This is a genomic window from Pseudomonas sp. S150 (assembly GCF_004526365.1).
In the GTDB taxonomy this organism is placed as follows: domain Bacteria; phylum Pseudomonadota; class Gammaproteobacteria; order Pseudomonadales; family Pseudomonadaceae; genus Aquipseudomonas; species Aquipseudomonas putida_A.
In genome coordinates this window covers 1,820,577-1,844,547 of sequence record NZ_CP038207.1, presented here as the reverse complement: position 1 = coordinate 1,844,547, position 23,971 = coordinate 1,820,577, and the positions used below count along the sequence as shown (strand labels likewise).

Sequence of the window (23,971 nt, the reverse complement as noted above, 5' to 3'; positions counted from 1 at the left end):
TGACTCTCCAGTGAATCCAATGAATAAAAAACCAGACCGGCAGTGTAGTTCAGCGCCAACTGATTAATAATCCGGACAAATGCAAAATATTATTGCTGTACAGGGATAATCAAATGTCCGAAAACCGCTGGGAAGGTATCGACGAGTTCGTCGCCGTCGCCGAATGCAGCCAATTCACCGCTGCGGCCGAACGCCTTGGAGTTTCTTCCTCACACATCAGTCGACAAATCGTACGGCTGGAGGATCGATTACAGACGCGCCTGCTCTACCGCAGCACCCGTCGTGTGACCCTGACCGAAGCCGGTCAGACCTTTCTGCAGCATTGTCAGCGCCTGCAGGACGGTCGCGAAGAAGCTCTGCGCGCGGTCGGCGACCTGACCAGCGAACCGAAAGGCATGCTGCGCATGACCTGCGCCGTGGCCTATGGCGAGCGGTTTATCGTGCCGTTGGTGACGCGGTTCATGGGGCAATACCCGCAACTGCGCGTTGATATCGAGCTGAGTAACCGCCAACTCGACCTGGTGCATGAAGGGTTGGATCTGGCGATCCGCCTGGGTCGCCTGCAGGATTCTCGATTGGTCGCCACCCGCCTGGCGCCGCGTCGGATGTACCTGTGCGCGTCTCCGTCCTACGTGGAACGGTATGGCCGCCCACACAGCTTGTCGGAACTGAGCCGGCACAATTGCCTGATCGGCAGTTCGGACCTGTGGCAACTGGAACAGAACGGCCGGGAGTTTTCCCAGCGCGTACAGGGAAACTGGCGCTGCAACAGTGGGCAAGCGGTGCTGGATGCGGCGCTGCAAGGGGTCGGCTTGTGTCAGTTGCCGGACTATTACGTGCTGGAGCATTTGCACAGTGGTGCGCTGATTTCGCTGCTGGAGGCGCATCAGCCGCCGAATACGGCGGTGTGGGCGTTGTATCCACAGCAGCGGCATTTGTCGCCGAAGGTGCGCAAGCTGGTGGATTACTTGAAGGAAGGATTGGCCGAGCGGCCGGAGTATCGGGGCTGAGTTATGCGGTGCCTGAGCAGCCGGCTTCGCGAGCAAGCTCGCTCCCACAGGGGATCCGCAGTGGATGCAGATTGGGGGTCAGGCGCGAATCAAATGTGGGAGCGAGCTTGCTCGCGAAGGCGGCAGAACAGGCAACACAGCACTTAGCGGCGATTGGCCCAGCGCTGACGCAACCACTCCAGGTCTTCAGGCCGGGTGACCTTGAGGTTGTCCGCTCGCCCTTCGATCAGGCGCGGCGCCAGACCGGCCCACTCCATCGCCGAGGCTTCATCGGTAATCACCGCATCCGCCACCAGACTGTCGGCCAACGCCCGATGCAAGGCACCGAGACGGAACATCTGCGGCGTATAGGCTTGCCAGATCACGCTGCGATCCACGGTTTCAAGCACACGACCGTGCTTGTCGACCCGCTTCAGGGTATCGCGCGCCGGCACGGCCAGCAGACCGCCGACGGCATCATCCGCCAGTTCAACCAGCAACTTGTCGAGATCGTCGCGACTCAGGTTGGGCCGTGCCGCATCGTGCACCAGCACCCAGTCATCGTCATCGGCACCCTGCGCATGCAAATGCAGCAAAGCGTTCAGCACCGACCCGGAACGCTCCGTGCCGCCCTCGACCCGCTGAATCCGCGAGTCGCTGGCGCAAGCCAGGTTTGGCCAATAAGGATCATCAACAGCCAGACTGACCACCAGCCCCTTGAGGCTCGGGTGATCAAGGAAACAGCCGAGGCTGTGTTCGAGAATTGTGCGCCCGCCCAGTTGCAGGTATTGCTTGGGACGGTCTGCGGCCATTCGGGCACCGACGCCCGCGGCAGGAATCACGGCCCAGAAGGCCGGCAGGGAATCGATCATTGCGCGAGCTGGTAAAGGGTTTCACCGTCCTTGACCATGCCCAGCTCATGGCGAGCCCGCTCTTCAACGGTCTCCATGCCTTTCTTCAATTCGCTGACTTCGGCGTCCATCACCCGATTGCGCTCCAGCAGGCCTTCGTTCTCGGCGTGCTGATCAGCAATCTGCTGCTTCAGCTCGGCGACCTGCGCCAGACTGCCATTGCCCACCCACAGGCGGTACTGCAGACCGGCCAGCAGCAAGAGCAAAACGAGAAACAACCAGTAAGGACTGCGCATCGAATATCAGGTATCCAGTGAAAAAAGACAGCCACGCGAAAACTTTGAAACGTCTGATAGCACGAAGCCTGGAAGATCCAGGCTTGTGCATGTAAGGCATCAGATTAGTGGCAAATCCATCGCTGTCACGACTTTTCCGACACAATCCGGTGTCTTTTTACCATTTACCACTCAGCCGCGGAACTCGCTGCGACCGTTGTACTTGGCTTTGCCATTCAACTGCTCTTCGATACGCAGCAGTTGGTTGTACTTGGAAACGCGGTCGGAACGGCACAGCGAACCGGTCTTGATCTGGCCAGCCGAAGTGCCCACGGCCAGGTCGGCGATGGTCGAATCTTCGGTTTCGCCCGAACGGTGCGAGATCACCGCGGTGTAACCGGCAGCCTTGGCCATCTGGATGGCTTCCAGGGTTTCGGTCAGGGTACCGATCTGGTTGAACTTGATCAGGATCGAGTTGGCGATCTTTTTATCGATGCCTTCTTTCAGGATCTTGGTGTTGGTCACGAACAGGTCGTCGCCGACCAGTTGGGTCTTCTCGCCGATCTTGTCGGTGAGGATCTTCCAGCCAGCCCAGTCGGACTCGTCCAGACCGTCTTCGATCGAGATGATCGGATAACGTTCGGTCAGGCCTTTCAGATAATCGGCGAAACCTTCAGCGGTGAACACCTGGCCTTCACCGGACAGGTTGTACTTGCCGTCTTCGTAGAATTCGCTGGCCGCGCAGTCCAGCGCCAGGGTAACGTCGGTGCCCAACTTGTAACCGGCGTTGGCCACGGCTTCGGAGATCACTTTCAGCGCGTCTTCGTTGGACGCCAGGTTCGGTGCGAAACCGCCTTCGTCGCCAACGGCGGTGCTCAGGCCACGGGCCTTCAGCACAGCTTTGAGGTGATGGAAAATCTCGGTGCCCATACGCAGACCTTCCGAGAACGTCTTGGCGCCAACCGGCTGCACCATGAATTCCTGGATGTCGACGTTGTTATCGGCGTGCTCGCCACCGTTGATGATGTTCATCATCGGAACTGGCATCGAGTAAACACCCGGGGTACCGTTCAGGTTGGCGATGTGTGCGTACAGTGGCAGATCCTGGTCCTGTGCAGCCGCCTTGGCCGCAGCCAGGGAAACGGCGAGGATGGCGTTGGCGCCCAGGGTTGCCTTGTTTTCGGTACCGTCGAGCTTGATCATCGCGTGGTCCAGGGCTTTCTGGTCGCTTGGGTCGGTGCCCAGCAGCAGATCGCGGATCGGACCGTTGATGTTGGCTACCGCCTTGAGCACACCTTTGCCCAGGTAACGGCTCTTGTCGCCATCACGCAGCTCGAGCGCTTCACGCGAGCCAGTGGATGCACCGGAAGGCGCGCAGGCGCTGCCGATGATGCCGTTGTCGAGAAGCACGTCCGCTTCCACGGTGGGATTGCCACGGGAGTCGAGAACTTCACGACCTTTGATGTCGACGATTTTTGCCATTGTTGTAAACACTCCAAAGTTGACGAAAACGACGCAGCTAGAGGAAATCTTTTTACCGTCGGCAAGTGGTGTGCAGCGGGCAGCTTGCAGACGACAACGCACATGCCCGAGGGCATGTGCGACAAATCGTGCGGTACTTTACCGGAGAATTGAGCTTTACGCGGTTTCTACCGTCGGAAAACTCTTCACCAGTTCGTCCAAGGCTTTGAGCTGGGCCAGAAATGGCTCCAGTTTGTCCAGACGCAAGGCGCAAGGGCCGTCGCATTTGGCGTTGTCCGGATCCGGATGCGCTTCGAGGAACAGACCGGCCAGCGACTGGCTCATGCCCGCCTTGGCCAGATCGGTGACCTGGGCGCGGCGACCGCCGGCGGAGTCGGAACGACCGCCAGGCATTTGCAGCGAGTGGGTCACGTCGAAGAATACCGGGTACTCGAACTGCTTCATGATGCCGAAGCCGAGCATGTCGACCACGAGGTTGTTGTAGCCGAAGCTCGAACCACGCTCGCAGAGGATCAATTGATCGTTACCCGCTTCCACGCACTTGTTCAGGATGTGTTTCATTTCCTGAGGCGCGAGGAACTGGGCTTTCTTGATGTTGATCACAGCGTTGGTCTTGGCCATCGCGACGACCAGATCGGTCTGGCGCGACAGGAAGGCCGGCAGCTGGATGATGTCGCAGACTTCAGCGACGACCGCGGCCTGATCCGGCTCGTGGACGTCGGTGATGATCGGCACGCCGAAGGCTTGTTTGATGTCCTGGAAGATGCGCATGCCTTCTTCCAGGCCAGGACCACGATATGAAGTCACAGAAGACCGGTTGGCCTTGTCGAAGCTGGCCTTGAACACGTAAGGGATACCGAGTTTCTCGGTGACCTTCACGTACTCTTCGCAAACCTGCATGGCCATGTCACGGCTTTCCAGCACGTTCATGCCGCCGAACAGCACCATGGGTTTGTCGTTGGCGATTTCGATGTTGCCAACGCGAATGATCTTCTGTGCCATCGGGTTACGCCTTCTTCTGGTGTTGAGCCAACGCTGCTTTTACGAAACCGCTGAACAGCGGGTGACCGTCACGTGGCGTCGAGGTGAACTCCGGGTGGAACTGGCAAGCGACGAACCATGGATGATCCGGTGCTTCGACCACTTCAACCAGCGCGGCATCAGCGGAGCGACCGGAGATTTTCAGGCCGGCTTCGATGATTTGTGGCAGCAGGTTGTTGTTCACTTCGTAGCGGTGACGGTGACGTTCAACGATCACGTCCTTGCCGTAGCAATCGTGCACCTTGGAGCCGGCTTCGAGCAGGCATTCCTGAGCGCCGAGGCGCATGGTGCCGCCCAGATCGGACGCTTCGGTACGCACTTCAACCGCGCCGGTGGCATCTTCCCACTCGGTGATCAGCCCCACGACCGGATGGCCGCTGGCGCGATCGAATTCGGTGGAGTTGGCGTCTTTCCAGCCCAGCACGTTACGGGCGAACTCGATGACCGCCACTTGCATGCCCAGGCAGATGCCCAGGTACGGCACCTTGTTTTCACGAGCGTACTGAACGGCAGTGATCTTGCCTTCCACGCCACGCAGACCGAAGCCGCCCGGAACGAGGATCGCGTCGACACCTTCGAGCAACGCAGTGCCCTGGTTCTCGATGTCTTCGGAATCGATGTAACGCAGGTTGACCTTGGTACGGTTGGTGATGCCGGCGTGACTCATCGCTTCGATCAGCGACTTGTAGGCGTCCAGCAGTTCCATGTACTTGCCGACCATCGCGATGGTGACTTCGTGCTCTGGGTTGAGCTTGGCATCGACGACCTTTTCCCACTCGGACAGGTCGGCGCCATTGCATTGCAGGCCGAAACGCTCGACGACGAAATCGTCCAGACCCTGAGCGTGCAGCACGGCCGGGATCTTGTAGATGGTGTCGACGTCTTCCAGGGAGATCACCGCACGCTCTTCAACGTTGGTGAACAGCGCGATCTTGCGACGCGACGACACATCCACCGGATGGTCGGAGCGGCAGATCAGCACGTCTGGCTGCAGGCCGATCGAACGCAGCTCTTTGACCGAGTGCTGGGTTGGCTTGGTTTTGGTCTCGCCAGCGGTGGCGATGTACGGAACCAGCGTCAGGTGCATCAGCATCGCGCGCTTGGAACCGACTTCCACACGCAGTTGACGGATGGCTTCGAGGAACGGTTGCGATTCGATGTCGCCAACGGTACCGCCGATTTCCACCAGGGCCACGTCGGCATCGCCGGCACCCTTGATGATGCGACGCTTGATTTCGTCGGTGATGTGCGGAATCACCTGGATGGTTGCACCCAGGTAGTCACCACGGCGCTCTTTGCGCAGCACGTGTTCGTAGACACGGCCGGTGGTGAAGTTGTTGTTCTGGGTCATGGTCGTGCGGATGAACCGCTCGTAGTGGCCCAGGTCCAGGTCGGTCTCGGCGCCGTCGTGGGTGACGAACACTTCACCGTGCTGGAACGGGCTCATGGTGCCCGGGTCGACGTTGATGTACGGATCCAGCTTAAGCATGGTGACCTTAAGCCCCCGCGCCTCCAGGATGGCCGCCAATGAAGCCGAGGCAATGCCTTTCCCCAATGAAGAAACAACACCGCCCGTGACGAATATGTAGCGCGTCATGAAAAACCCTAGAAGTCTGCGTTAAAGCGGTACGAGCCGCCGGGGAAAGCGAAGGAAGGCCGAAGCCCCCGATCACCTGCATTAATCACAGTGCACCTTTCAAAAAAACCGCCGCGTTGGGACAGACCGGCAGATGAAACACCGGTACGTTGCTCGCTACACATTTTTTGGAATCGCCCAGCAAAGACTGCTTGGTAATCGGCAACTCCTGCAATTCAGGCGAATCCACAGAAGTTGTATCAAGAAGGGAGCGTAGTCTACCGGAATGCCCCTTTCATCTCAAACCTTGATCTTCGTCTGTTGGCTGCCAATGCAATTTCCAGCCGTCCGGCCCCTGCCCGTCAAGGCCCGGCAGGTTCGCCACGGCGAGCAATTCTGCGCCGCGAAACAGCAGCGGCAATCTGCCACGGACGAAGCCCGGCACCGCGCGCTCATTGAGCAGGCGCTTGAGATCGCGGCGGCCGCGCTCCGCCAGATGCATCAGCTCGCCGCCCTGCCGATAGCCAATGCGCAGCGGCCCGACGGGAGTCTGCCCGCTGAACATGACACGCCCGTTATTCGCCAAGCGTAGCGGCGTCGACGGGTCAGGCCACTCGACGCTGACCGCTGGCGCGCGCAGCCAGCCTCCGCTCAACCACCATACCCGGCCGGCGCTGCGATGCAGCTCACCGTCGGCCAGACGCCAGACCGGGGATGCATCGCTGGCAGCACCGCACAGGTTGTTCCAACCCGACCAATGGTCAGTGTCGGGCAACCGGGTCAGCGGTTCGAGCCAGTGGCTGAGTGCATTGCGCTGACGAGCGGCGGACAGACTCGTCAGCGGCGCCAGCTCCAGCGACGGCAGGCCCAGCCATGAAAACTCGCTCGGCGTGGCGGCTTGCGCGAGATCGAGCTGCGCCAGCTCATCGAGCAGGCCTTGCGCCTCACGCAGGTGCGCCGCGCTGCGGGCCATGCTCGCCTGCGCCTGCGGCCAGCGCGCCGTGAGCAACGGCAGCACCTGACGGCGCAGATAGTTGCGCGAGAACTGCCGATCTTCGTTAGACGGGTCGTCGACCCAGCGCAACTGGTGCGCGCGGGCGTAAGCCTCAAGCTCGGAGCGCGTCACGTCGAGCAATGGGCGCAGCAGCGTGCCCTGCCCCAACGGCCGCTGCGCCGGCATCGCTGAAAGTCCGCGCACGCCGGCACCGCGCATTAAACGAAACAATAGGGTTTCGGCCTGATCATCACGGTGCTGACCTGTCAGAAACAAATCCCCAGCCTCGGTCAGCGATGCGAACGCCGCATACCGCGCCTCCCGCGCCGCTCTTTCAAGGCTGGCGCCGGGTTGCACCGTCACCCGCATCACGTGCAACGGCACACCCAGCGCATCGCAGACCGACTGACAATGCGCCGGCCACGCATCAGCCGCAGCCTGGAGGCCATGGTGGATATGGATGGCGCTGAGCACCGGCAGGGAATGGTGTTTAGCGAGATGCGCAAGCAGATGCAGCAGGACGGTGGAATCGAGACCACCGGAGAAAGCCACGCGCCAGGTCCTGGCATTGCGCCAAGCTGCAAGATTGCGCAGAAGCCGGGAAGGCAGATCACTCACGGACTGACCCATATCTTTCTCTTGGCCCAAATCAAATGTGGGAGCGGGCTTGCTCGCGAAGGCGTTTCAACAATCAACACATCTGTCGAATGTTATACCGCTTTCGCGAGCAAGCCCGCTCCCACATTGGGTATTGCGAGATCTGTCAGAGACCGTAGCTCATCAGACGATCGTAACGACGCTTGAGCAGCGCTTCGTTGTCGAACTTCTTCAGCATCGCCAGTTGCGAGCTCAGCTCGGCACGGATCGACGCAGCAGCAGCGGCCGGATCACGGTGGGCGCCACCCAGTGGCTCGCCGATTACCTTGTCGACGATACCCAGGCCTTTCAGGCGCTCGGCAGTGATGCCCATCGCCTCTGCGGCGTCCGGCGCTTTTTCGGCGGTTTTCCACAGAATCGAAGCGCAACCTTCCGGCGAGATCACCGCGTAGGTCGAATATTGCAGCATGTTCAGCTGATCGCAGACACCGATCGCCAGTGCACCACCGGAACCACCCTCACCGATTACGGTGGCGATGATCGGGGTCTTCAGACGCGACATCACGCGCAGGTTCCAGGCGATAGCCTCGCTCTGGTTACGCTCTTCAGCGTCAATGCCCGGGTAAGCACCCGGGGTGTCGATGAAGGTCAGGATCGGCATCTTGAAGCGCTCGGCCATCTCCATCAGACGGCAGGCCTTGCGGTAGCCTTCCGGACGCGGCATGCCGAAGTTGCGGCGTACCTTTTCGCGCACTTCACGGCCCTTCTGGTGGCCGATGATCATCACCGGCTGGTCTTCCAGACGTGCCACGCCGCCCACAATGGCCGCGTCGTCGGAGAAGTGACGGTCACCGTGCAGTTCGTCGAACTCGGTGAAGATGTGCTCGATGTAGTCGAGGGTGTACGGGCGTTTCGGGTGACGCGCCAGGCGTGCGATCTGCCAGCTGGTCAGCTTGCCGAAGATGTCTTCGGTCAGCGTGCGGCTCTTGTCCTGCAGGCGGGAGATCTCATCGCCGATATTCAGCGAATTGTCATTACCGACCAAGCGCAACTCTTCGATCTTGGCTTGCAGGTCGGCGATCGGCTGTTCGAAATCTAGAAAATTCGGGTTCATAGGCGTCCGTCTTGGGTCGTGTCCCAAATGAGCTTGGGCCGGCCGGTTGTCTATTCGCGCCCTACCTTAAGGGAGAGGCGCGCTGAGGTCGAGATTAAAAATTCAGGTTGTGGGCGAGCGCAATGATGGCACTTGCCGGTCAACGGTATTGGAGGAAGACGTTGTCTCGCCCGAACTGGTCACGCAGGGCTTGAATCAACGCATCCGCCGGGTCGATTCGCCAGGTCTCGCCGAACTGCAGCAAGGTCTTCGCATCGGGACTGGTGTACTCCATGGTGATCGGGCACGCCCCGCGGTGACGCTTGAGCAGCTCACCCAACCAGCGTAGCTGATCGCCTTTCAAGTCCTGAGTGTGCAGCTTCAGGCGCAGGCTCTCGGCCAGATTGGTCCGTGCATCCTCCATGCTCATCACTCGCTTGACCCGTAGGCGCAGGCCGCCGGAGAAGTCGTCGTTGCTGACCTCGCCTTCAACCACCACCATCGCGTCGGTCTGCAACAACGACTGCGCGGAGTGGAACGCATCGGCGAACAGCGACGCCTCGATCCGCCCCGAGCGGTCGTCGAGGGTGATAAAGCCCATCTTGTCGCCCTTCTTGTTCTTCATCACCCGCAGAGCAATGATCATCCCGGCCACGGTTTGCGTGTCGCGGGCCGGTTTCAGGTCGATGATGCGCTGCCGGGCGAAACGGCGAATCTCGCCTTCGTACTCGTCGATCGGGTGACCGGTCAGGTACAGGCCCAGAGTGTCTTTCTCACCCTTGAGCCGCTCCTTGAGGGTCAGCTCCTTGGCCTTGCGGTGCGTCGCGTAGACGTCCGCATCTTCCTCGACAAACAGCCCGCCGAACAGGTCGGCATGGCCGCTGTCGCGGGTGCGCGCGGTCTGTTCGGCCGACTTGATCGCCTCCTCCATCGCCGCCAACAGCACCGCGCGGTTGCGGTCGATGTTGGCCTGATAAGCCTTCTGCTCGTCATGGAAGTACGGCCCGAGGCGATCCAGCGCGCCGCTGCGGATCAAACCGTCCAGCGTGCGCTTGTTGATGCGCTTGAGGTCGACCCTGGCGCAGAAGTCGAACAGATCCTTGAATGGACCGGCCTGACGAGCCTCGGTAATCGCTTCCACCGGACCTTCACCGACACCTTTGATCGCGCCCAGGCCGTACACGATGCGGCCTTCGTCGTTCACCGTGAACTTGAACTCCGAAGTGTTCACGTCTGGCGCGTCGAGGCGCAGCTTCATCGTGCGCACTTCCTCGATCAAGGTCACGACCTTGTCGGTGTTGTGCATATCCGCCGAAAGCACCGCCGCCATGAATGGCGCCGGGTAGTGGGCTTTCAGCCAGGCAGTCTGGTACGACACCAGGCCGTAAGCGGCGGAGTGGGACTTGTTGAAGCCGTAACCGGCGAATTTTTCCACCAGGTCGAAAATGTTACCGGCAAGATCCGCGTCGATATTGTTCGACGCACAACCCTCAATGAAGCCGCCGCGCTGTTTGGCCATTTCCTCGGGTTTTTTCTTACCCATCGCCCGACGCAGCATGTCCGCACCACCGAGGGTGTAACCGGCCATGACCTGGGCGATCTGCATCACCTGTTCCTGATACAGAATGATGCCGTAAGTCGGCGCCAGTACCGGCTGCAGGCCTTCATACTGGTAATCCGGATGCGGATAAGCCAATTCGGCGCGGCCGTGCTTACGGTTGATGAAGTCATCCACCATGCCCGATTGCAGCGGGCCCGGACGGAACAGGGCCACCAGTGCGATCAAGTCTTCGAGACAGTCAGGCTTGAGCTTTTTGATCAGCTCTTTCATGCCCCGGGATTCGAGCTGGAATACCGCAGTGGTTTCAGCTTTTTGCAGCAGCTGATAAGTCGGTTTGTCATCCAGCGGGATAAACGCGATATCCAGCGGCGGCTCGTTGACCTTGGCGCGGTCACGGTTGATGGTTTTAAGCGCCCAGTCGATGATCGTCAGGGTCCGCAGGCCGAGGAAGTCGAACTTCACCAGACCGGCCGCCTCGACGTCGTCCTTGTCGAATTGGGTCACCAGACCATCGCCAGCCTCGTCGCAATAGATCGGCGAGAAGTCGGTCAGCTTGGTCGGGGCGATTACCACACCACCGGCGTGCTTGCCGACGTTACGCACCACACCCTCGAGCTTGCGCGCCATCTCCCAGATTTCCGCCGCTTCCTCATCGACCTTGATGAAGTCGCGCAGGATCTCCTCCTGCTCGTAGGCTTTTTCCAGGGTCATGCCGACTTCGAACGGAATCATCTTCGACAGACGATCCGCCAGGCCGAATGACTTGCCCTGGGCCCGCGCCACGTCGCGCACCACTGCCTTGGCGGCCATGGAACCGAAGGTGATGATCTGGCTTACCGCGTTGCGACCGTATTTCTCGGCCACGTAGTCGATCACCCGGTCACGACCGTCCATGCAGAAGTCGACGTCGAAGTCGGGCATCGAGACCCGTTCCGGGTTGAGGAACCGTTCGAACAGCAGGTCGTATTCCAGCGGATCGAGGTCAGTGATCTTCTGCACATAGGCCACCAGCGAGCCGGCACCCGACCCACGGCCCGGGCCCACCGGCACACCGTTGTTCTTGGCCCACTGGATAAAGTCCATCACGATCAGGAAATAACCGGGGAAGCCCATCTGGATGATGATATCCAGCTCGAAATTCAGCCGGTCGACATAGACCTGACGCTTGGCGTCGTAATCTTCGGTAGTGTCCTTGGGCAGCAGTACGCTGAGGCGGTCTTCCAGACCGTCGAACGACACCTTGCGGAAATATTCGTCGATGGTCATGCCATCGGGAATCGGGTAGTCGGGCAGGAAGTGCTTGCCCAGCTTCACGTCGATGTTGCAGCGCTTGGCGATCTCGACGGTGTTTTCGATCGCGTCGGGAATGTCGCTGAACAGCTCGGCCATTTCCTCGGCGCTTTTGAGGTATTGCTGGTCGCTGTAATTCTAATTCTTCGAACGCCGCGGATCGTCGAGGGCACGGCCCTCACCGATGCACACGCGGGTTTCGTGAGCGGCGAAGTCTTCCTGCTTGATGAAACGCACATCGTTGGTCGCCACCAGCGGCGCGCCGAGCTTGTCGGCCAGGGCCACGGCACCGTGCAGTTGCTCTTCGTCGTTGGGACGATTGGTGCGCTGGATCTCCAGATAGAAACGATCCGGGAACACCGCCATCCATTCGCGCGCCAGCGTTTCGGCTTCGTCCGGGTTGCCACTGATCATGGCCATGCCGATCTCGCCTTCTTTGGCGGCGGACAGCATGATCAAGCCTTCGTTGGCCTCGGCGACCCATTCACGCTCGATGATGATCATGCCGTTGCGCTGGCCGTCGATGAAGCCGCGCGAGATCAGCTCGGTGAGATTGCGATAACCCTTGGCGTTCATCACCAACAGGCTGATCCGGCTCAATGGCCCGTCCGGATCCTTGTTCGACAGCCACAGGTCGGCACCGCAGATCGGCTTGATGCCGGCGCCCATGGCGTTTTTATAGAATTTGACCAGGGAACACATGTTGTTCTGATCGGTGACCGCCACGGCCGGCATGTTCATGCCGGTCAGCGCCTTGACCAGTGGCTTGATCCGCACCAGCCCGTCGACCAGGGAGTATTCAGTGTGCAGGCGTAGATGAACGAATGAAGCCGGCATAGTGATCCTGTCCAGTTACATAGAGACAACAAGGCCCGGATTGTACCGGGCCTCGAACAAAACATCAGCCTTGCGCCTAAACCTGCGTCAGACCTTCAAGCGCCTCGTAAGCCTGACGCACCGGGGCGAAGGAGCGCCGGTGAATCGGTGTCGGGCCAAGCCGCACCAACGCTTCCAGATGAACGGGCGTCGGATAGCCTTTATGGCCGCCGATGCCGTACCCCGGGTAGATCAATTCGAATGCAGCCATTTCACGGTCGCGACTGACCTTGGCCAGAATCGACGCGGCAGCGATGGCCGGCACCTTGCCGTCGCCCTGCACCACCGCTTCGGCGCGCATCGGCAGTTTCGGGCAGCGGTTGCCGTCGATCATCGCCAGTTTCGGCTGAATATGCAGCCCGGCCACCGCGCGCTGCATGGCGAGCATGGTCGCGTGCAAAATGTTCAGCTCGTCGATTTCCTCGACTTCGGCGCGAGCAATGCACCAGCTCAGGGATTTCTCGATGATCTCGTCGTAGAGTTTCTCGCGCTTGGCTTCAGTGAGTTTCTTCGAGTCGTTGAGGCCGAGGATCGGCCGGTTCGGATCGAGGATCACCGCCGCCGTCACCACTGCGCCGCACAACGGGCCGCGACCGACTTCGTCGACACCGGCCACCAGTTCTTCGACTTCGGCGACCAGGGTGAAATCCAGGCCCATCTGCATCGTCTTGCTCATTGTTTCTGACCGATCAGGTTGAGGACGGCATCCGCCGCCTGATTGGAAGCATCCAGCCGCAGGGTGCGGTGGATTTCGTCGAAGCCTCGGGTCTGCTCTTCGCCGCCTTCGATCAATGGCAACAGCGTCTGGGCCAGGGCCTCGACTGTCGCATCATCCTGCAACAATTCCGGCACCAACAGACGCTGGGCCAGCAGGTTCGGCAGCGACACGTACGGGCTCTTGACCATGCGCTTGAGAATCCAGAAGGTCAGCGGCGCCAGGCGATACGCAACGACCATTGGCCGCTTGTACAGCAACGCCTCAAGCGTCGCCGTGCCCGAAGCGATCAGCACCGCGTTGCACGCCGCCAGGGCCAGGTGCGATTTGCCATCGAGCAGGGTGACCGGCAAGTCGCGACCAACCAGCAACTCTTCGAGTTGAGCGCGACGCTCGGCATTGGCGCACGGGATGACGAAACGCAGCCCCGGGCGCATGGCCCGCAGACGCTCGGCCGTATCCAGGAACAGCGCACCGAGACGGCCGACTTCGCCACCGCGACTGCCGGGCATCAACGCGACCAGCGGCCCGTCGGGCAAACCGAGTTCGGCACGCGCTGCCGCGCGATCGGCCTGCAACGGAATGGTATCGGCCAGCGTATGACCGACGAACCGCACTGGCACGCCCTTCTCTTCGTAAAATTTTGCTTCGAACGGCAACAGGGTGAGCATCAGATCGCAGCCTTCGCGAATCTTCAGCACACGCTTCTGGCGCCACGCCCACACCGAAGGGCTGACGTAATGCACGGTCTTGATCCCGGCCTGACGCAGCTTGAGTTCGATGTTGAGGTTGAAATCGGGAGCGTCGATGCCGATGAACACATCCGGTTTCTCGGCGATCAGCGTGGCGATCAGGTCCTTGCGGCGCTTGAGCAGCTCGCGCAGCCGCCCAAGGACTTCCACCAGCCCCATGACCGACAGACGTTCCATGGGGAAATAGGACGTCAGGCCCTCGGCCTGCATCAACGGGCCACCAACACCGATGAACTCGACTGCCGGGTGTTGCGCCTTGAGGGCGCGCATGAGGCCGGCGCCCAGAATGTCACCGGAAGCTTCGCCCGCCACCAGCGCAATACTCAGACTGGCCATGATCAGCGGGTGATGCCGCGAGTCGACGACTGGATCGAGTCACGAAACAGCGCAACTTCCGGGAACTGCGCAGCAGGTTCGGCCAATTCGGCCAACGCTTGCTCCACGGTCAGGCCCTGGCGATACACGGTCTTATAAGCGCGGCGCAGCGCGTGAATCGCATCTTCGCTGAAACCACGACGGCGCATGCCTTCGAAGTTCATGCTGCGCGCTTCGGCCGGGTTGCCGAACACGGTGACGAACGCCGGAACGTCCTTGCCGATGGCAGTGCCCATGCCGGAAAAACTGTGGGCGCCGATGTGGCAGTACTGATGCACCAGGGTGAAACCGGAAAGGATCGCCCAATCGTCAACATGGACATGCCCGGCCAACGCGGTGTTGTTGACCAGGATGCAGTGGTTGCCGATGACGCTGTCATGCCCGATGTGGGCATAGGCCATGATCAGGTTGTGATCGCCCAGCGTGGTTTCCGAACGGTCCTGCACGGTGCCACGGTGAATCGTCACGCCTTCGCGAATGACGTTGTGATCACCGATCACCAGACGGGTTTCTTCGCCTTTGTACTTCAGATCCGGCGTGTCTTCGCCTACCGAGGAAAACTGGTAGATGCGGTTGTGCTTGCCGATGCGGGTCGGGCCTTTGAGGACCACATGCGGCCCGATCACGGTACCCTCGCCGATTTCCACACCTGCGCCGACGATCGACCACGGGCCGACCTCGACGCCGTCAGCCAGAACGGCCGACGGATCGATGATTGCGCGAGGGTCAATCAAACTCATAGCTTGCGTTCCGCACAGATGATTTCAGCCGAGCAGACTGGCTTGCCGTCGACCGAAGCCTGGCATTCGAATTTCCAGATCTGGCGCTTGCAGCTGATGAACTTGGCTTCCAGGATCAACTGGTCACCCGGCAGCACCGGCTGACGGAAACGCAGCTTGTCGGAACCGACGAAGTAGTAAAGGGTGCCATCGGCCGGTTTCACGTCGAGCATTTTGAAACCGAGGATCCCGGCAGCCTGGGCCATCGCTTCGATGATCAGTACGCCCGGCATGATCGGGTGCGCCGGGAAGTGGCCGTTGAAGAATGGCTCATTGATGCTGACATTCTTGTAGGCGCGAATGCGCTTGCCTTCAGTGTCCAGTTCCACCACCCGGTCCACCAGCAGGAACGGGTAACGGTGAGGCAGGTATTCGCGAATCTCGTTGATGTCCATCATTTCGGGGGGAAGCCTATGTAAAGATTGGGAGCGCGACTGACGCGCACTCCTCTAGCAAATCAAGGAGGCAGTCTAGAGGCTGTGCACACTTGATATGGAAATGGTATCAGCCATCAGATGAAGCATTGCTGCCGGGGGTCACTTCCCCGACGCGCTTTTCCAGCTGCTTCAAACGTCGCGCGAGGTCATCGAGCTGACGGATGCGGGCCGCGCTTTTGCGCCATTCGGCCGCCGGTTGCATGGCTGTGCCGGAAGAATAGGCGCCTGGCTCGGTAATCGAGTGGGTCACCATGGTCATCCCGGTCAGGAAAACGTTGTCGCAAATATCGATGTGCCCCACCAGGCCGACACCACCGGCGAGCATGCAGTGCTTGCCGATTTTGGTGCTGCCGGAGATACCGACACAGGCCGCCATGGCGGTGTGATCACCGACCTGGACGTTGTGCGCGATCTGGATCTGGTTGTCGAGTTTCACGCCGTTGCCGATCACGGTATCCGCCAGCGCGCCACGGTCGATTGCAGTGTTCACGCCGATCTCGACATCGTCGCCGATGGTCACGCCGCCGATCTGGGCGATCTTTTGCCAGATACCTTTCTCGTTGGCAAAACCGAAGCCTTCACCACCGAGAACGGCACCGGACTGGATCACTACACGCTTGCCGATGCGCACGTCGTGGTACAGCGTCACCCTCGGAGCGAGCCAGCCGCCCTCGCCGATTTCACTGCGGGCACCGATGACGCAATGGGCGCCCAGGGTGACCTGCGCACCGATGCGCGCACCGGCCTCAATCACCACAAACGGACCGATGCTGGCGCTTGGATCAACCACCGCATCCGGTGCAATCACCGCCGTGGGATGAACACCCGCAGTGGCTTTCGGTTTGGGATCGAACAGATGGGAGATACGGGCGTAAGCCAGATAAGGATCCGGCACCACCAGCGCGTTACCGGCAAAACCTTCGGCATCGGCTTCCTTGAGCAACAGCGCAGCCGCCTGGGAACTTGCCAGGTATTTGCGATATTGAGGATTTGCCAGAAAGCTCAACTGAGCTGGGCCAGCCTCCTGCAAGGTGGCTAGCCCAGTAATTTGCGTCTCGGGGTCGCCACGCAGGGTGGCGCCGAGGAACTCGGCCAACTGGCCGAGCTTGATAGTCACGGTCATGGGTTACTTCAGCTGATTCATGCGCTCGATAACCTGGCGCGTGATGTCGTACTGAGGTTTGACATCGATCACTGCGCCACGCTCGAACACCAGGTCAAAGCCACCTTTTTTGATGACTTCTTCCACTGCGCTATCCAGTTTCGGCTTCAGTTGCTTGAGCATTTCGCGGTCGGCAACTGCCTTGGCTTCGTTCAGCTCCTTGGACTGGAACTGGAAGTCACGGGCCTTTTGCTTGAATTCCAGCTCCAGACGCTCACGCTCGCCCTGCTGCATCTTGTCGCCACCGGCCATCAGACGGTCCTGAATGCCCTTGGCGCTGCTTTCCAGCGTCTTGAGTTTGGTCAGTTGCGGACCGAACTTCTTCTCGGCATCCACGGCGTATTTCTTGGCCGCGTCGGATTCCAGCAATGCCATCTGATAGTTCAGAACGGCGATTTTCATGTCGGCGAACGCCGGGCCTGCCACCAGTACGGAGGCCAGGAGAACCAATTGAGTCAACTTACGCACGATGCACTCCTACAAAATCCATTGTCGTTATCTTGGGTCAGACGCTTAGAACGTCTGGCCGAGGGAGAATTGGAACACTTGAGTTTCAGCGTTATCCGGTTTTTTGACCGGCATCGCCAGAGCAAAACTCAGAGGACCCAGTGCGGTGACCCAGGTCACACCCACACCAACGGAACTGGCCATGTTGCTCAGGCTGATGTCGTTACACTTGGTGTTGGACGTCGAGCCATTTGCGTTGGTGGTGTCCTTGCACTGCGAATCGAAAACGTTACCCACGTCCCAGAATACCGAGGTACGCAAGGAGCGTTGATCCTTGACGAACGGCAGCGGGAACAGAACCTCGGCACCGCCCTGGATCAGGACGTTACCACCGAACGGCAGCGGATCCTGATCCGGGTCAACCGAAGTACCCGGGTTGGTACCACGACTCGGAGTACTGCGCGGCCCCAGAGTACTGTCCTTGAAGCCACGTACCGAGTTGAAACCACCAGCATAGTAGTTTTCATAGAACGGCAAGCCGTCGGTCGAACCATAACCGTCGCCATAACCCAGCTCGGTGTGCAGACGCAGGGTGTAGTTTTCGGTGATCGGCTGGAACAACTGACCACGGTAGTCGAGTTTGTAGAACGACAGGTCGCTGCCCGGAATCGTGGTTTCCAGCGTCAGGCTCTGCGAACGACCACGGGTCGGCAGTACGCCCTTGTTCAGGGTCGATTCGGACCAGCCGGCAGACGCCTTGAAGTTCAGGTACTGATCGCCTTCCTTGTTAACGAAGTCGAAGATCTCGTCAACGGTGTACTGACCGGTCTTGATCTTGTCCTGCTGTGCGGACAGACCGAAGGTCAGACGCGAAGTCTCGCTGATCGGATAGCCAACGTTGACGCCGGCACCCAGGCTGTCTACCGCATAGCTGGCTACGTCGATGTTGAGATCTTTGTAGTCGGTGGTGCGATAGAACGCGTTGTAACCCAGACTCACGCCATCGGCGGTCCAGTAGGGGTCAACGTAGCCGAAGTTGTAACGGCTCTGGTATTCACTGCGGGTCAGGCCCACGCTCACACGGTTACCGGTACCCAGGAAGTTGTTCTGGGTGATCGAACCACCGAGGATCAGACCGGCGCTCTGGGCGAAACCGACGCTGGCGGTGATCGAACCGGAAGCTTGCTCTTCAACGGCGTAGTTCACGTCAACCTGGTCGTCGACACCCGGAACGGCCGGCGTCTCGACGTTCACTTCCTTGAAGAAGCCCAGACGCTCAAGACGGGTCTTGGACTGGTCGATCAGGTAGGTCGAAGCCCAGCCACCTTCCATCTGACGCATTTCACGACGCAGCACTTCGTCCTCGGACTTGGTGTTGCCGCGGAAGTTGATGCGATTGACGTAGGCACGCTTGCCCGGATCGACGGCGAACAGGATGTCCACAGTGTGATCGTCGTCATGCGGCTGAGGTACGCCGTTGACGTTGGCGAAGGTGTAACCCTCGTTACCCAGACGGCGAGTGATCAGTTCGGAAGTGGTGGTCATCAGCTTGCGCGAGAAAACCTGGCCTTTTTGCACCAGCAACAGCGACTTGACCTGGTCTTCAGGCACTTTCAGGTCACCGCTGAGCTTGACGTCACGAACGGTGTACTTCTCGCCTTCGGTGATGTTGACGGTGATGTAGACGTGCTTCTTGTCCGGGGTGATGGACACCTGGGTCGAAGCGATATCCATGTTGATGTAGCCACGGTCCAGGTAGTAGGAACGCAGGCGCTCCAGATCACCGGAGAGTTTTTCACGGGCGTACTTGTCGTCGTTCTTGAAGAACGACAGCCAGTTGGTGGTTTTCAGCTCGAACAGGTCGATCAGATCGTCATCAGGGAAGACCGTGTTACCCACCACGTTGATGTGCTGGATGGCAGCCACGGTGCCTTCGTTGATCTTCACTTTCAGCGCCACACGGTTACGCGGCTGCGAAACCACTTCGGTATCGACGGTCGCCGAGTAACGGCCCTGGGCAACGTACTGACGCTGCAGCTCGTTACGGACACCTTCGAGGGTGGCGCGCTGGAAGATTTCACCTTCGGACAGACCGGACTGCTTGAGGCCTTTCATCAGGTCTTCGGTGGAGATCGCCTTGTTGCCTTCGATCTCGATACTCGCGACCGACGGACGTTCGACGACCGTGATCACCAGAACGTTGCCTTCGCGGCCCAGCTGGATATCTTGAAAGAAACCGGTTTTGAACAACGCACGAGTGGATTCCACCAGGCGACGATCATCCGCCTGCTCGCCGACGTTCAACGGCAAGGCACCAAAGACGCTACCCGCGGAGACCCGCTGGAGGCCATTGACGCGAATATCAGAGATAGTGAAGGACTCGGCGTGAACTTCGGCGATCATCAATACGGTGAGAACCGCAGTTAGCAGCAGACGTTTCATGAAGTCCTTTCTTATTCCAACTGGCAATAAACAAACTGCCGCAAAATGCGGCAGATTCGCAATTCAGCGAAGCTTTACAGTCGACCCAGATCATTGACCAGAGCAAGCAACATCACTCCGACCACCAAACTGATACCGATCTGCACCCCCCAACCTTGCACCCGATCCGACAAGGGGCGACCACGCACCCACTCAATCAGATAAAACAACAAATGCCCCCCATCCAGTACAGGAATGGGCAGCAAATTCAGAACCCCCAGGCTAATACTCAGATAAGCAAGGAAATTCAGGAAATCAGCAACGCCCGACTGGGCAGAAGCGCCCGCCACTTTAGCAATGGTTATCGGCCCACTCAAGTTTTTTACCGAGAGCTCGCCAAACAGCATTTTCTTCAGTGAGTCCAGCGTCAGGATGCTCATGGTCCAGGTACGCCGGGCACCCTCGCCAATTGCGGCCAACGGACCATAACTGACCTCGCGGATCATTTCCGGCGGCCAGTCCACTGCTTTCACGCCAGCACCCAGATAACCGCTCGGTGCCTTGCTTTCGCCACGCGCAGCCAAGGTCACCGGGACGTCGATTTGAGCACCGTCGCGCTCGACGCGCAGCAAGATTTTGGTATCAGGACGCGTACGAACGGTATCGACCACTTGCTGCCAGTCACCCAGCGCCTGGCCATCGAGCGACAACAGGCGGTCGCCGGTTTTCAGACCGGCGGCCTGCGCCGGACCTTTTGGATCGAGCTCGGCCAGCACCGGCGGCAACGCCGGGCGCCATGGGCGAATACCCAGCGAGCGAATCGGATCGGGTTCATCGGCGCCTTTGAGCCAGTGATCTAGCGCCAGTTCGCGCGGCGTGTCAGCGGTAGAGCCCTGCTCGCGCACGAGCAATTGCAGGGAACCGCTTTCCCCAAGACGACGGACCAACTGCAAATTGACGGCCGCCCAGCCGGAAGTCGGCTCGCCATCGATGGCAACGATCTCCTGACCGGCATTCAAACCAGCCTTGGCCGCGATGCTGCCGGACTCGACGGCACCGATGACCGGACGGATCTGCTCACTGCCGAGCATCGCCAGCACCCAGAAAAACACCAGGGCCAGCAGGAAGTTGGCGATCGGTCCCGCCGCGACAATGGCGATGCGCTGGCGAACCGATTTGCGATTGAAGGATTGATGAAGCTGATCGGCCGGTACTTCGCCCTCACGCTCATCGAGCATTTTGACGTAGCCACCCAGCGGAATCGCGGCGACGACAAATTCGGTGCCCTGCTTGTCGTGCCAGCGCAACAACGGCATGCCGAAGCCAACGGAAAAACGCAGAACCTTGACGCCACAGCGACGCGCGACCCAGAAGTGGCCGAATTCGTGAAAGGTGACCAGCACACCCAAAGCGATCAGGGTGCCGGCAATCATATAGAGCGCGCTCATCTACTTTCTCCGCAATCCTGTTCAGTGCCGCGTGACGCCATGGTTCTGCAACGGCTATCGGCCGTGACGATTCAGCCACTGTTCGGCCAGAATCCGCGCTTTCGCGTCCGCGGTAAACACCGCGTCCAGATCCTCAAGCGCAACCACTGGCTCGAGGTTCAGCACGTCCTCGATGATACTCGCGATTTCCAGATAACCAACGCGTCCGTCGAGAAACGCCGCGACTGCCACTTCGTTGGCCGCATTGAGCATGGCCGGCGCACTGTTGCCGGCCTCCGCCGCCTGCCGCGCCAGGCGCAGGCAAGGAAAGCGCTGTTCGTCCGGCGCCTCGAAATCCAGGCGCGCAACGGCAAACAGATCCAGCGGTGCCACACCCGAGTCGATCCGCTCAGGCCAGGCCAATGCGTTGGCAATCGGCGTGCGCATGTCAGGGTTGCCCAACTGCGCCAATACCGAGCCATCCACATAGTCGACCAGCGAGTGAATCACACTCTGCGGATGGATCACCACCTCGACCTGCGACGGCTTGGCATCGAACAGCCAGCAGGCCTCGATCAACTCCAGGCCCTTGTTCATCATGCTGGCCGAGTCCACCGAAATCTTGCGACCCATCGACCAGTTCGGGTGCGCACACGCCTGATCAGGCGAAACATGCGCCAGCTCGCTCATCGGCGTCTGACGGAAAGGACCGCCCGAAGCCGTCAGCAAAATCCGCCGCACGCCGACCGCACCCAGCCCGCGGGCAAAATCCTGCGGCATGCACTGGAAGATCGCGTTGTGCTCGCTGTCGATCGGCAGCAACACCGAACCGCTCTTGTGCACGGCCTGCATGAACAGCGCGCCGGACATCACCAGCGCTTCTTTGTTGGCCAGAAGGATTTTCTTCCCGGCCTCTACTGCTGCCAGGGTCGGGCGCAGGCCCGCGGCACCGACGATGGCGGCCATCACAGCATCAACTTCAGGGGCGGAGGCGACCTGGCACAGCCCCTCCTCCCCGACCAATACGCGAGTGGACAGGCCAGCAGCCCGCAGGTCGTCCTGCAAGCCACGCGCCGCCGCCACTTCAGGCACCACCGCAAACTGCGGCACATGCCGAACGCACAAGGCCAGCAACTCGCTCAGGCGGGTAAAGCCGCTCAGGGCGAAAACCTGATAACGCTCGGGATGCCGAGCGATGACGTCCAGGGTGCTCAGGCCAATCGAACCGGTCGCCCCCAGAACAGTAATCTGTTGCGGGCGGCTCACGGTGCAGCCATCCACAGCAGTACGGCAAAAATCGGGATCGCAGCGGTCAGGCTGTCGATGCGATCAAGCACACCGCCATGACCGGGCAGCAGGTTGCTGCTGTCCTTGATGCCGGACTGGCGCTTGAACATGCTTTCGGTGAGGTCGCCCACCACAGAAATGAATACGATCAATGCAGCGCCGATCAGGCCCTTGAGCAGTTCGGCCACGGCCCAGTCACGCACCAGGCCGACGATCGCGGTGATCACCAGACTCAGCGCCAGACCACCATAAACGCCTTCCCAGCTCTTACCCGGGCTGACTTGCGGCGCCAGCTTGCGCTTGCCGAAAGCACGGCCGGAGAAATAGGCACCGATGTCGGCCCCCCAGACCAGCACCATCACCGCCATGATCAGCCAGTTACCCAGCGGGTACTGTTTGATCTGCACCAGCCCTTGCCAGGCCGGCAACAGGATCAGCAAGCCGATCACCAGTTTGGTGGCCGCCGTGGACCAGTGCTCGCTCGAACGCGGGTACGTCAGGACCAGGTACGTCGCCACCGCCCACCACAACACCGAAGCGCCCAACACCCAAGGGGCGAGGCCCGGCAGGACGTACATGACGAACAGCATCAGCGCGACGACAGCGGCAAAGCCGACACGGAACGACTGCGCGGTAAAGCCCGCCAGGCGTGCCCATTCCCAGGCGCCCAGGCTCACGACCAGACCGATGAACAGCGCAAAACCGGAGCCTTCGAGCAGGAAAAACCCGCACAAAGCGATCGGCAGCAGGATCAGCGCAGTGATGATTCGTTGTTTAAGCATTAAACCCGGGCTCCAGCTTCGACCTGTTCGCTCGTTTTACCGAAGCGACGCTGGCGCGAAGCGAAATCGGCCAGCGCGGTGCGCATGGCTTCGTGTTTGAAGTCCGGCCAGAACAGGTCGGAGAAGTACAACTCGGCATACGCCAGTTGCCACAGCAGGAAGTTGCTGATGCGATGCTCGCCACCGGTGCGGATGCACAGGTCCGGCAACGGCAGGTCGCCGGTGGCCAGACAGGTTTGCAGCAGATCCGGTGTGATGTCTTCCGGACGCAGATGCCCGGCCTGAACTTCACGCGCCAGACGCTGCGCCGCCTGGGCAATATCCCACTGACCGCCGTAGTTGGCGGCGATCTGCAGGATGAAGCGGTTGGCACCGGCGGTCATGGCTTCCGCTTCGCGCATCGCTGCCTGAAGCTCAGGATGGAAACGCGAGCGATCGCCAATGATGCGCAAGCTGATGTTGTTGTCGTTCAGACGCTTGGCCTCACGACGCAGCGCCTTGAAGAACAGATCCATCAAGGCGCTGACTTCATCGGCCGGGCGCTGCCAGTTTTCACTGGAGAAGGCGAACAGGGTGAGCACTTCGACCTTGGCCTCAGCGCACACCTCGATCACTGCCCGCACAGCATCCACGCCGGCCTTATGCCCGGCGACACCCGGCATAAAGCGTTTTTTCGCCCAGCGATTATTGCCATCCATGATGATCGCGACATGGCGCGGCACCGCGGACGGCGCAGACTGCTTGGTCTTGTCCATTAAAAGC

General features: G+C 60.1%; 19 protein-coding genes and 1 pseudogene. 1 reads left to right on the top strand and 19 read right to left on the bottom strand.

The features are described 5' to 3' along the window. Window positions 1-113: 113 nt before the first annotated feature. Window positions 114-1,010, top strand: a complete 897-nt coding sequence (locus E3Z29_RS08375; protein ID WP_134785547.1) for a LysR substrate-binding domain-containing protein — start codon at window positions 114-116, stop codon at window positions 1,008-1,010. A gap of 143 nt (window positions 1,011-1,153) precedes the next feature. Here E3Z29_RS08375 and ispD read toward each other — a convergent pair whose 3' ends face one another. The 19 genes and pseudogenes from ispD to uppS all read right to left on the bottom strand — a co-directional run bounded on the left by ispD (window position 1,154) and on the right by uppS (window position 23,964). Then, window positions 1,154-1,861 carry a 2-C-methyl-D-erythritol 4-phosphate cytidylyltransferase gene (gene ispD, locus E3Z29_RS08370; protein WP_027611041.1) on the bottom strand — a complete coding sequence of 236 codons (708 nt, stop codon included), beginning with the start codon at window positions 1,859-1,861 and terminating at the stop codon, window positions 1,154-1,156. Continuing rightward, window positions 1,858-2,136, bottom strand: coding sequence for a cell division protein FtsB (gene ftsB, locus E3Z29_RS08365; RefSeq protein ID WP_007964293.1), 279 nt, complete (start codon window positions 2,134-2,136; stop codon window positions 1,858-1,860). The genes ispD and ftsB overlap by 4 nt, the downstream gene beginning before the upstream one ends. 171 nt (window positions 2,137-2,307) lie before the next feature. Continuing rightward, on the bottom strand, window positions 2,308-3,597 hold the full coding sequence (eno, locus tag E3Z29_RS08360; RefSeq protein WP_003222156.1) for a phosphopyruvate hydratase: 1,290 nt from the start codon (window positions 3,595-3,597) through the stop codon (window positions 2,308-2,310). A 156-nt stretch (window positions 3,598-3,753) separates the two neighbouring features. Continuing rightward, entirely contained in the window at window positions 3,754-4,599 is an 846-nt protein-coding gene (kdsA, locus tag E3Z29_RS08355; protein ID WP_098967470.1) for a 3-deoxy-8-phosphooctulonate synthase, read from the bottom strand. Window positions 4,600-4,603: 4 nt separating this feature from the next. Further along, on the bottom strand, window positions 4,604-6,235 hold the full coding sequence (locus E3Z29_RS08350) for a CTP synthase (RefSeq protein WP_003222153.1): 1,632 nt from the start codon (window positions 6,233-6,235) through the stop codon (window positions 4,604-4,606). A 274-nt stretch (window positions 6,236-6,509) separates the two neighbouring features. Next, a complete protein-coding gene (gene tilS, locus E3Z29_RS08345) occupies window positions 6,510-7,838 on the bottom strand; it encodes a tRNA lysidine(34) synthetase TilS (RefSeq protein WP_134785546.1) in 1,329 nt (442 codons plus the stop codon). 133 nt (window positions 7,839-7,971) lie between these two features. Then, window positions 7,972-8,919 carry an acetyl-CoA carboxylase carboxyltransferase subunit alpha gene (locus tag E3Z29_RS08335; RefSeq protein WP_064586192.1) on the bottom strand — a complete coding sequence of 316 codons (948 nt, stop codon included), beginning with the start codon at window positions 8,917-8,919 and terminating at the stop codon, window positions 7,972-7,974. Between the two features lie 139 nt (window positions 8,920-9,058). Beyond that, window positions 9,059-12,586 (bottom strand): annotated as a pseudogene (dnaE, locus tag E3Z29_RS08330) (DNA polymerase III subunit alpha). Between the two features lie 76 nt (window positions 12,587-12,662). Next, the gene (rnhB, locus tag E3Z29_RS08325) at window positions 12,663-13,289 is read right to left on the bottom strand and encodes a ribonuclease HII (RefSeq protein WP_027611036.1); all 627 of its coding nucleotides are present in this window, start codon (window positions 13,287-13,289) and stop codon (window positions 12,663-12,665) included. Window positions 13,290-13,297: 8 nt separating this feature from the next. Next, a complete protein-coding gene (gene lpxB, locus E3Z29_RS08320; RefSeq protein ID WP_134785545.1) occupies window positions 13,298-14,428 on the bottom strand; it encodes a lipid-A-disaccharide synthase in 1,131 nt (376 codons plus the stop codon). Window positions 14,429-14,430: 2 nt separating this feature from the next. Next, window positions 14,431-15,207, bottom strand: a complete 777-nt coding sequence (lpxA, locus tag E3Z29_RS08315; protein WP_007964278.1) for an acyl-ACP--UDP-N-acetylglucosamine O-acyltransferase — start codon at window positions 15,205-15,207, stop codon at window positions 14,431-14,433. Beyond that, a complete protein-coding gene (fabZ, locus tag E3Z29_RS08310; protein WP_003222142.1) occupies window positions 15,204-15,644 on the bottom strand; it encodes a 3-hydroxyacyl-ACP dehydratase FabZ in 441 nt (146 codons plus the stop codon). Before fabZ ends, lpxA begins: the two co-directional genes overlap by 4 nt. 106 nt (window positions 15,645-15,750) lie before the next feature. Then, window positions 15,751-16,806, bottom strand: a complete 1,056-nt coding sequence (gene lpxD, locus E3Z29_RS08305) for a UDP-3-O-(3-hydroxymyristoyl)glucosamine N-acyltransferase (RefSeq protein WP_096795835.1) — start codon at window positions 16,804-16,806, stop codon at window positions 15,751-15,753. 3 nt (window positions 16,807-16,809) lie between these two features. Then, window positions 16,810-17,313 (bottom strand): OmpH family outer membrane protein, encoded by a 504-nt coding sequence (locus E3Z29_RS08300; RefSeq protein WP_003222140.1) that lies wholly within the window; start codon window positions 17,311-17,313, stop codon window positions 16,810-16,812. Window positions 17,314-17,358: 45 nt separating this feature from the next. After that, entirely contained in the window at window positions 17,359-19,734 is a 2,376-nt protein-coding gene (gene bamA / locus E3Z29_RS08295; protein WP_098967465.1) for an outer membrane protein assembly factor BamA, read from the bottom strand. 74 nt (window positions 19,735-19,808) lie between these two features. Next, entirely contained in the window at window positions 19,809-21,161 is a 1,353-nt protein-coding gene (gene rseP, locus E3Z29_RS08290; protein ID WP_047601293.1) for a sigma E protease regulator RseP, read from the bottom strand. 54 nt (window positions 21,162-21,215) lie between these two features. After that, window positions 21,216-22,406 carry a 1-deoxy-D-xylulose-5-phosphate reductoisomerase gene (ispC, locus tag E3Z29_RS08285; RefSeq protein WP_098967464.1) on the bottom strand — a complete coding sequence of 397 codons (1,191 nt, stop codon included), beginning with the start codon at window positions 22,404-22,406 and terminating at the stop codon, window positions 21,216-21,218. Beyond that, the gene (locus E3Z29_RS08280) at window positions 22,403-23,209 is read right to left on the bottom strand and encodes a phosphatidate cytidylyltransferase (RefSeq protein WP_134785544.1); all 807 of its coding nucleotides are present in this window, start codon (window positions 23,207-23,209) and stop codon (window positions 22,403-22,405) included. Before E3Z29_RS08280 ends, ispC begins: the two co-directional genes overlap by 4 nt. Then, complete coding sequence (gene uppS / locus E3Z29_RS08275) at window positions 23,209-23,964, bottom strand: polyprenyl diphosphate synthase (RefSeq protein ID WP_003222128.1); 756 nt, start codon at window positions 23,962-23,964, stop codon at window positions 23,209-23,211. Before uppS ends, E3Z29_RS08280 begins: the two co-directional genes overlap by 1 nt. Window positions 23,965-23,971: the final 7 nt, after the last annotated feature.

Excerpts from the sequence above, each read along its gene's own strand:
- E3Z29_RS08375 (WP_134785547.1), top strand. The coding sequence starts at position 114 with ATGTCCGAAAACCGCTGGGAAGGTATCGACGAGTTCGTCGCCGTCGCC.
- ispD (WP_027611041.1), bottom strand. The coding sequence starts at position 1,861 with ATGATCGATTCCCTGCCGGCCTTCTGGGCCGTGATTCCTGCCGCGGGC.
- ftsB (WP_007964293.1), bottom strand. The coding sequence starts at position 2,136 with ATGCGCAGTCCTTACTGGTTGTTTCTCGTTTTGCTCTTGCTGCTGGCC.
- eno (WP_003222156.1), bottom strand. The coding sequence starts at position 3,597 with ATGGCAAAAATCGTCGACATCAAAGGTCGTGAAGTTCTCGACTCCCGT.
- kdsA (WP_098967470.1), bottom strand. The coding sequence starts at position 4,599 with ATGGCACAGAAGATCATTCGCGTTGGCAACATCGAAATCGCCAACGAC.
- E3Z29_RS08350 (WP_003222153.1), bottom strand. The coding sequence starts at position 6,235 with ATGACGCGCTACATATTCGTCACGGGCGGTGTTGTTTCTTCATTGGGG.
- tilS (WP_134785546.1), bottom strand. The coding sequence starts at position 7,838 with ATGGGTCAGTCCGTGAGTGATCTGCCTTCCCGGCTTCTGCGCAATCTT.
- E3Z29_RS08335 (WP_064586192.1), bottom strand. The coding sequence starts at position 8,919 with ATGAACCCGAATTTTCTAGATTTCGAACAGCCGATCGCCGACCTGCAA.
- rnhB (WP_027611036.1), bottom strand. The coding sequence starts at position 13,289 with ATGCAGATGGGCCTGGATTTCACCCTGGTCGCCGAAGTCGAAGAACTG.
- lpxB (WP_134785545.1), bottom strand. The coding sequence starts at position 14,428 with ATGGCCAGTCTGAGTATTGCGCTGGTGGCGGGCGAAGCTTCCGGTGAC.
- lpxA (WP_007964278.1), bottom strand. The coding sequence starts at position 15,207 with ATGAGTTTGATTGACCCTCGCGCAATCATCGATCCGTCGGCCGTTCTG.
- fabZ (WP_003222142.1), bottom strand. The coding sequence starts at position 15,644 with ATGATGGACATCAACGAGATTCGCGAATACCTGCCTCACCGTTACCCG.
- lpxD (WP_096795835.1), bottom strand. The coding sequence starts at position 16,806 with ATGACCGTGACTATCAAGCTCGGCCAGTTGGCCGAGTTCCTCGGCGCC.
- bamA (WP_098967465.1), bottom strand. The coding sequence starts at position 19,734 with ATGAAACGTCTGCTGCTAACTGCGGTTCTCACCGTATTGATGATCGCC.
- rseP (WP_047601293.1), bottom strand. The coding sequence starts at position 21,161 with ATGAGCGCGCTCTATATGATTGCCGGCACCCTGATCGCTTTGGGTGTG.
- E3Z29_RS08280 (WP_134785544.1), bottom strand. The coding sequence starts at position 23,209 with ATGCTTAAACAACGAATCATCACTGCGCTGATCCTGCTGCCGATCGCT.
- uppS (WP_003222128.1), bottom strand. The coding sequence starts at position 23,964 with ATGGACAAGACCAAGCAGTCTGCGCCGTCCGCGGTGCCGCGCCATGTC.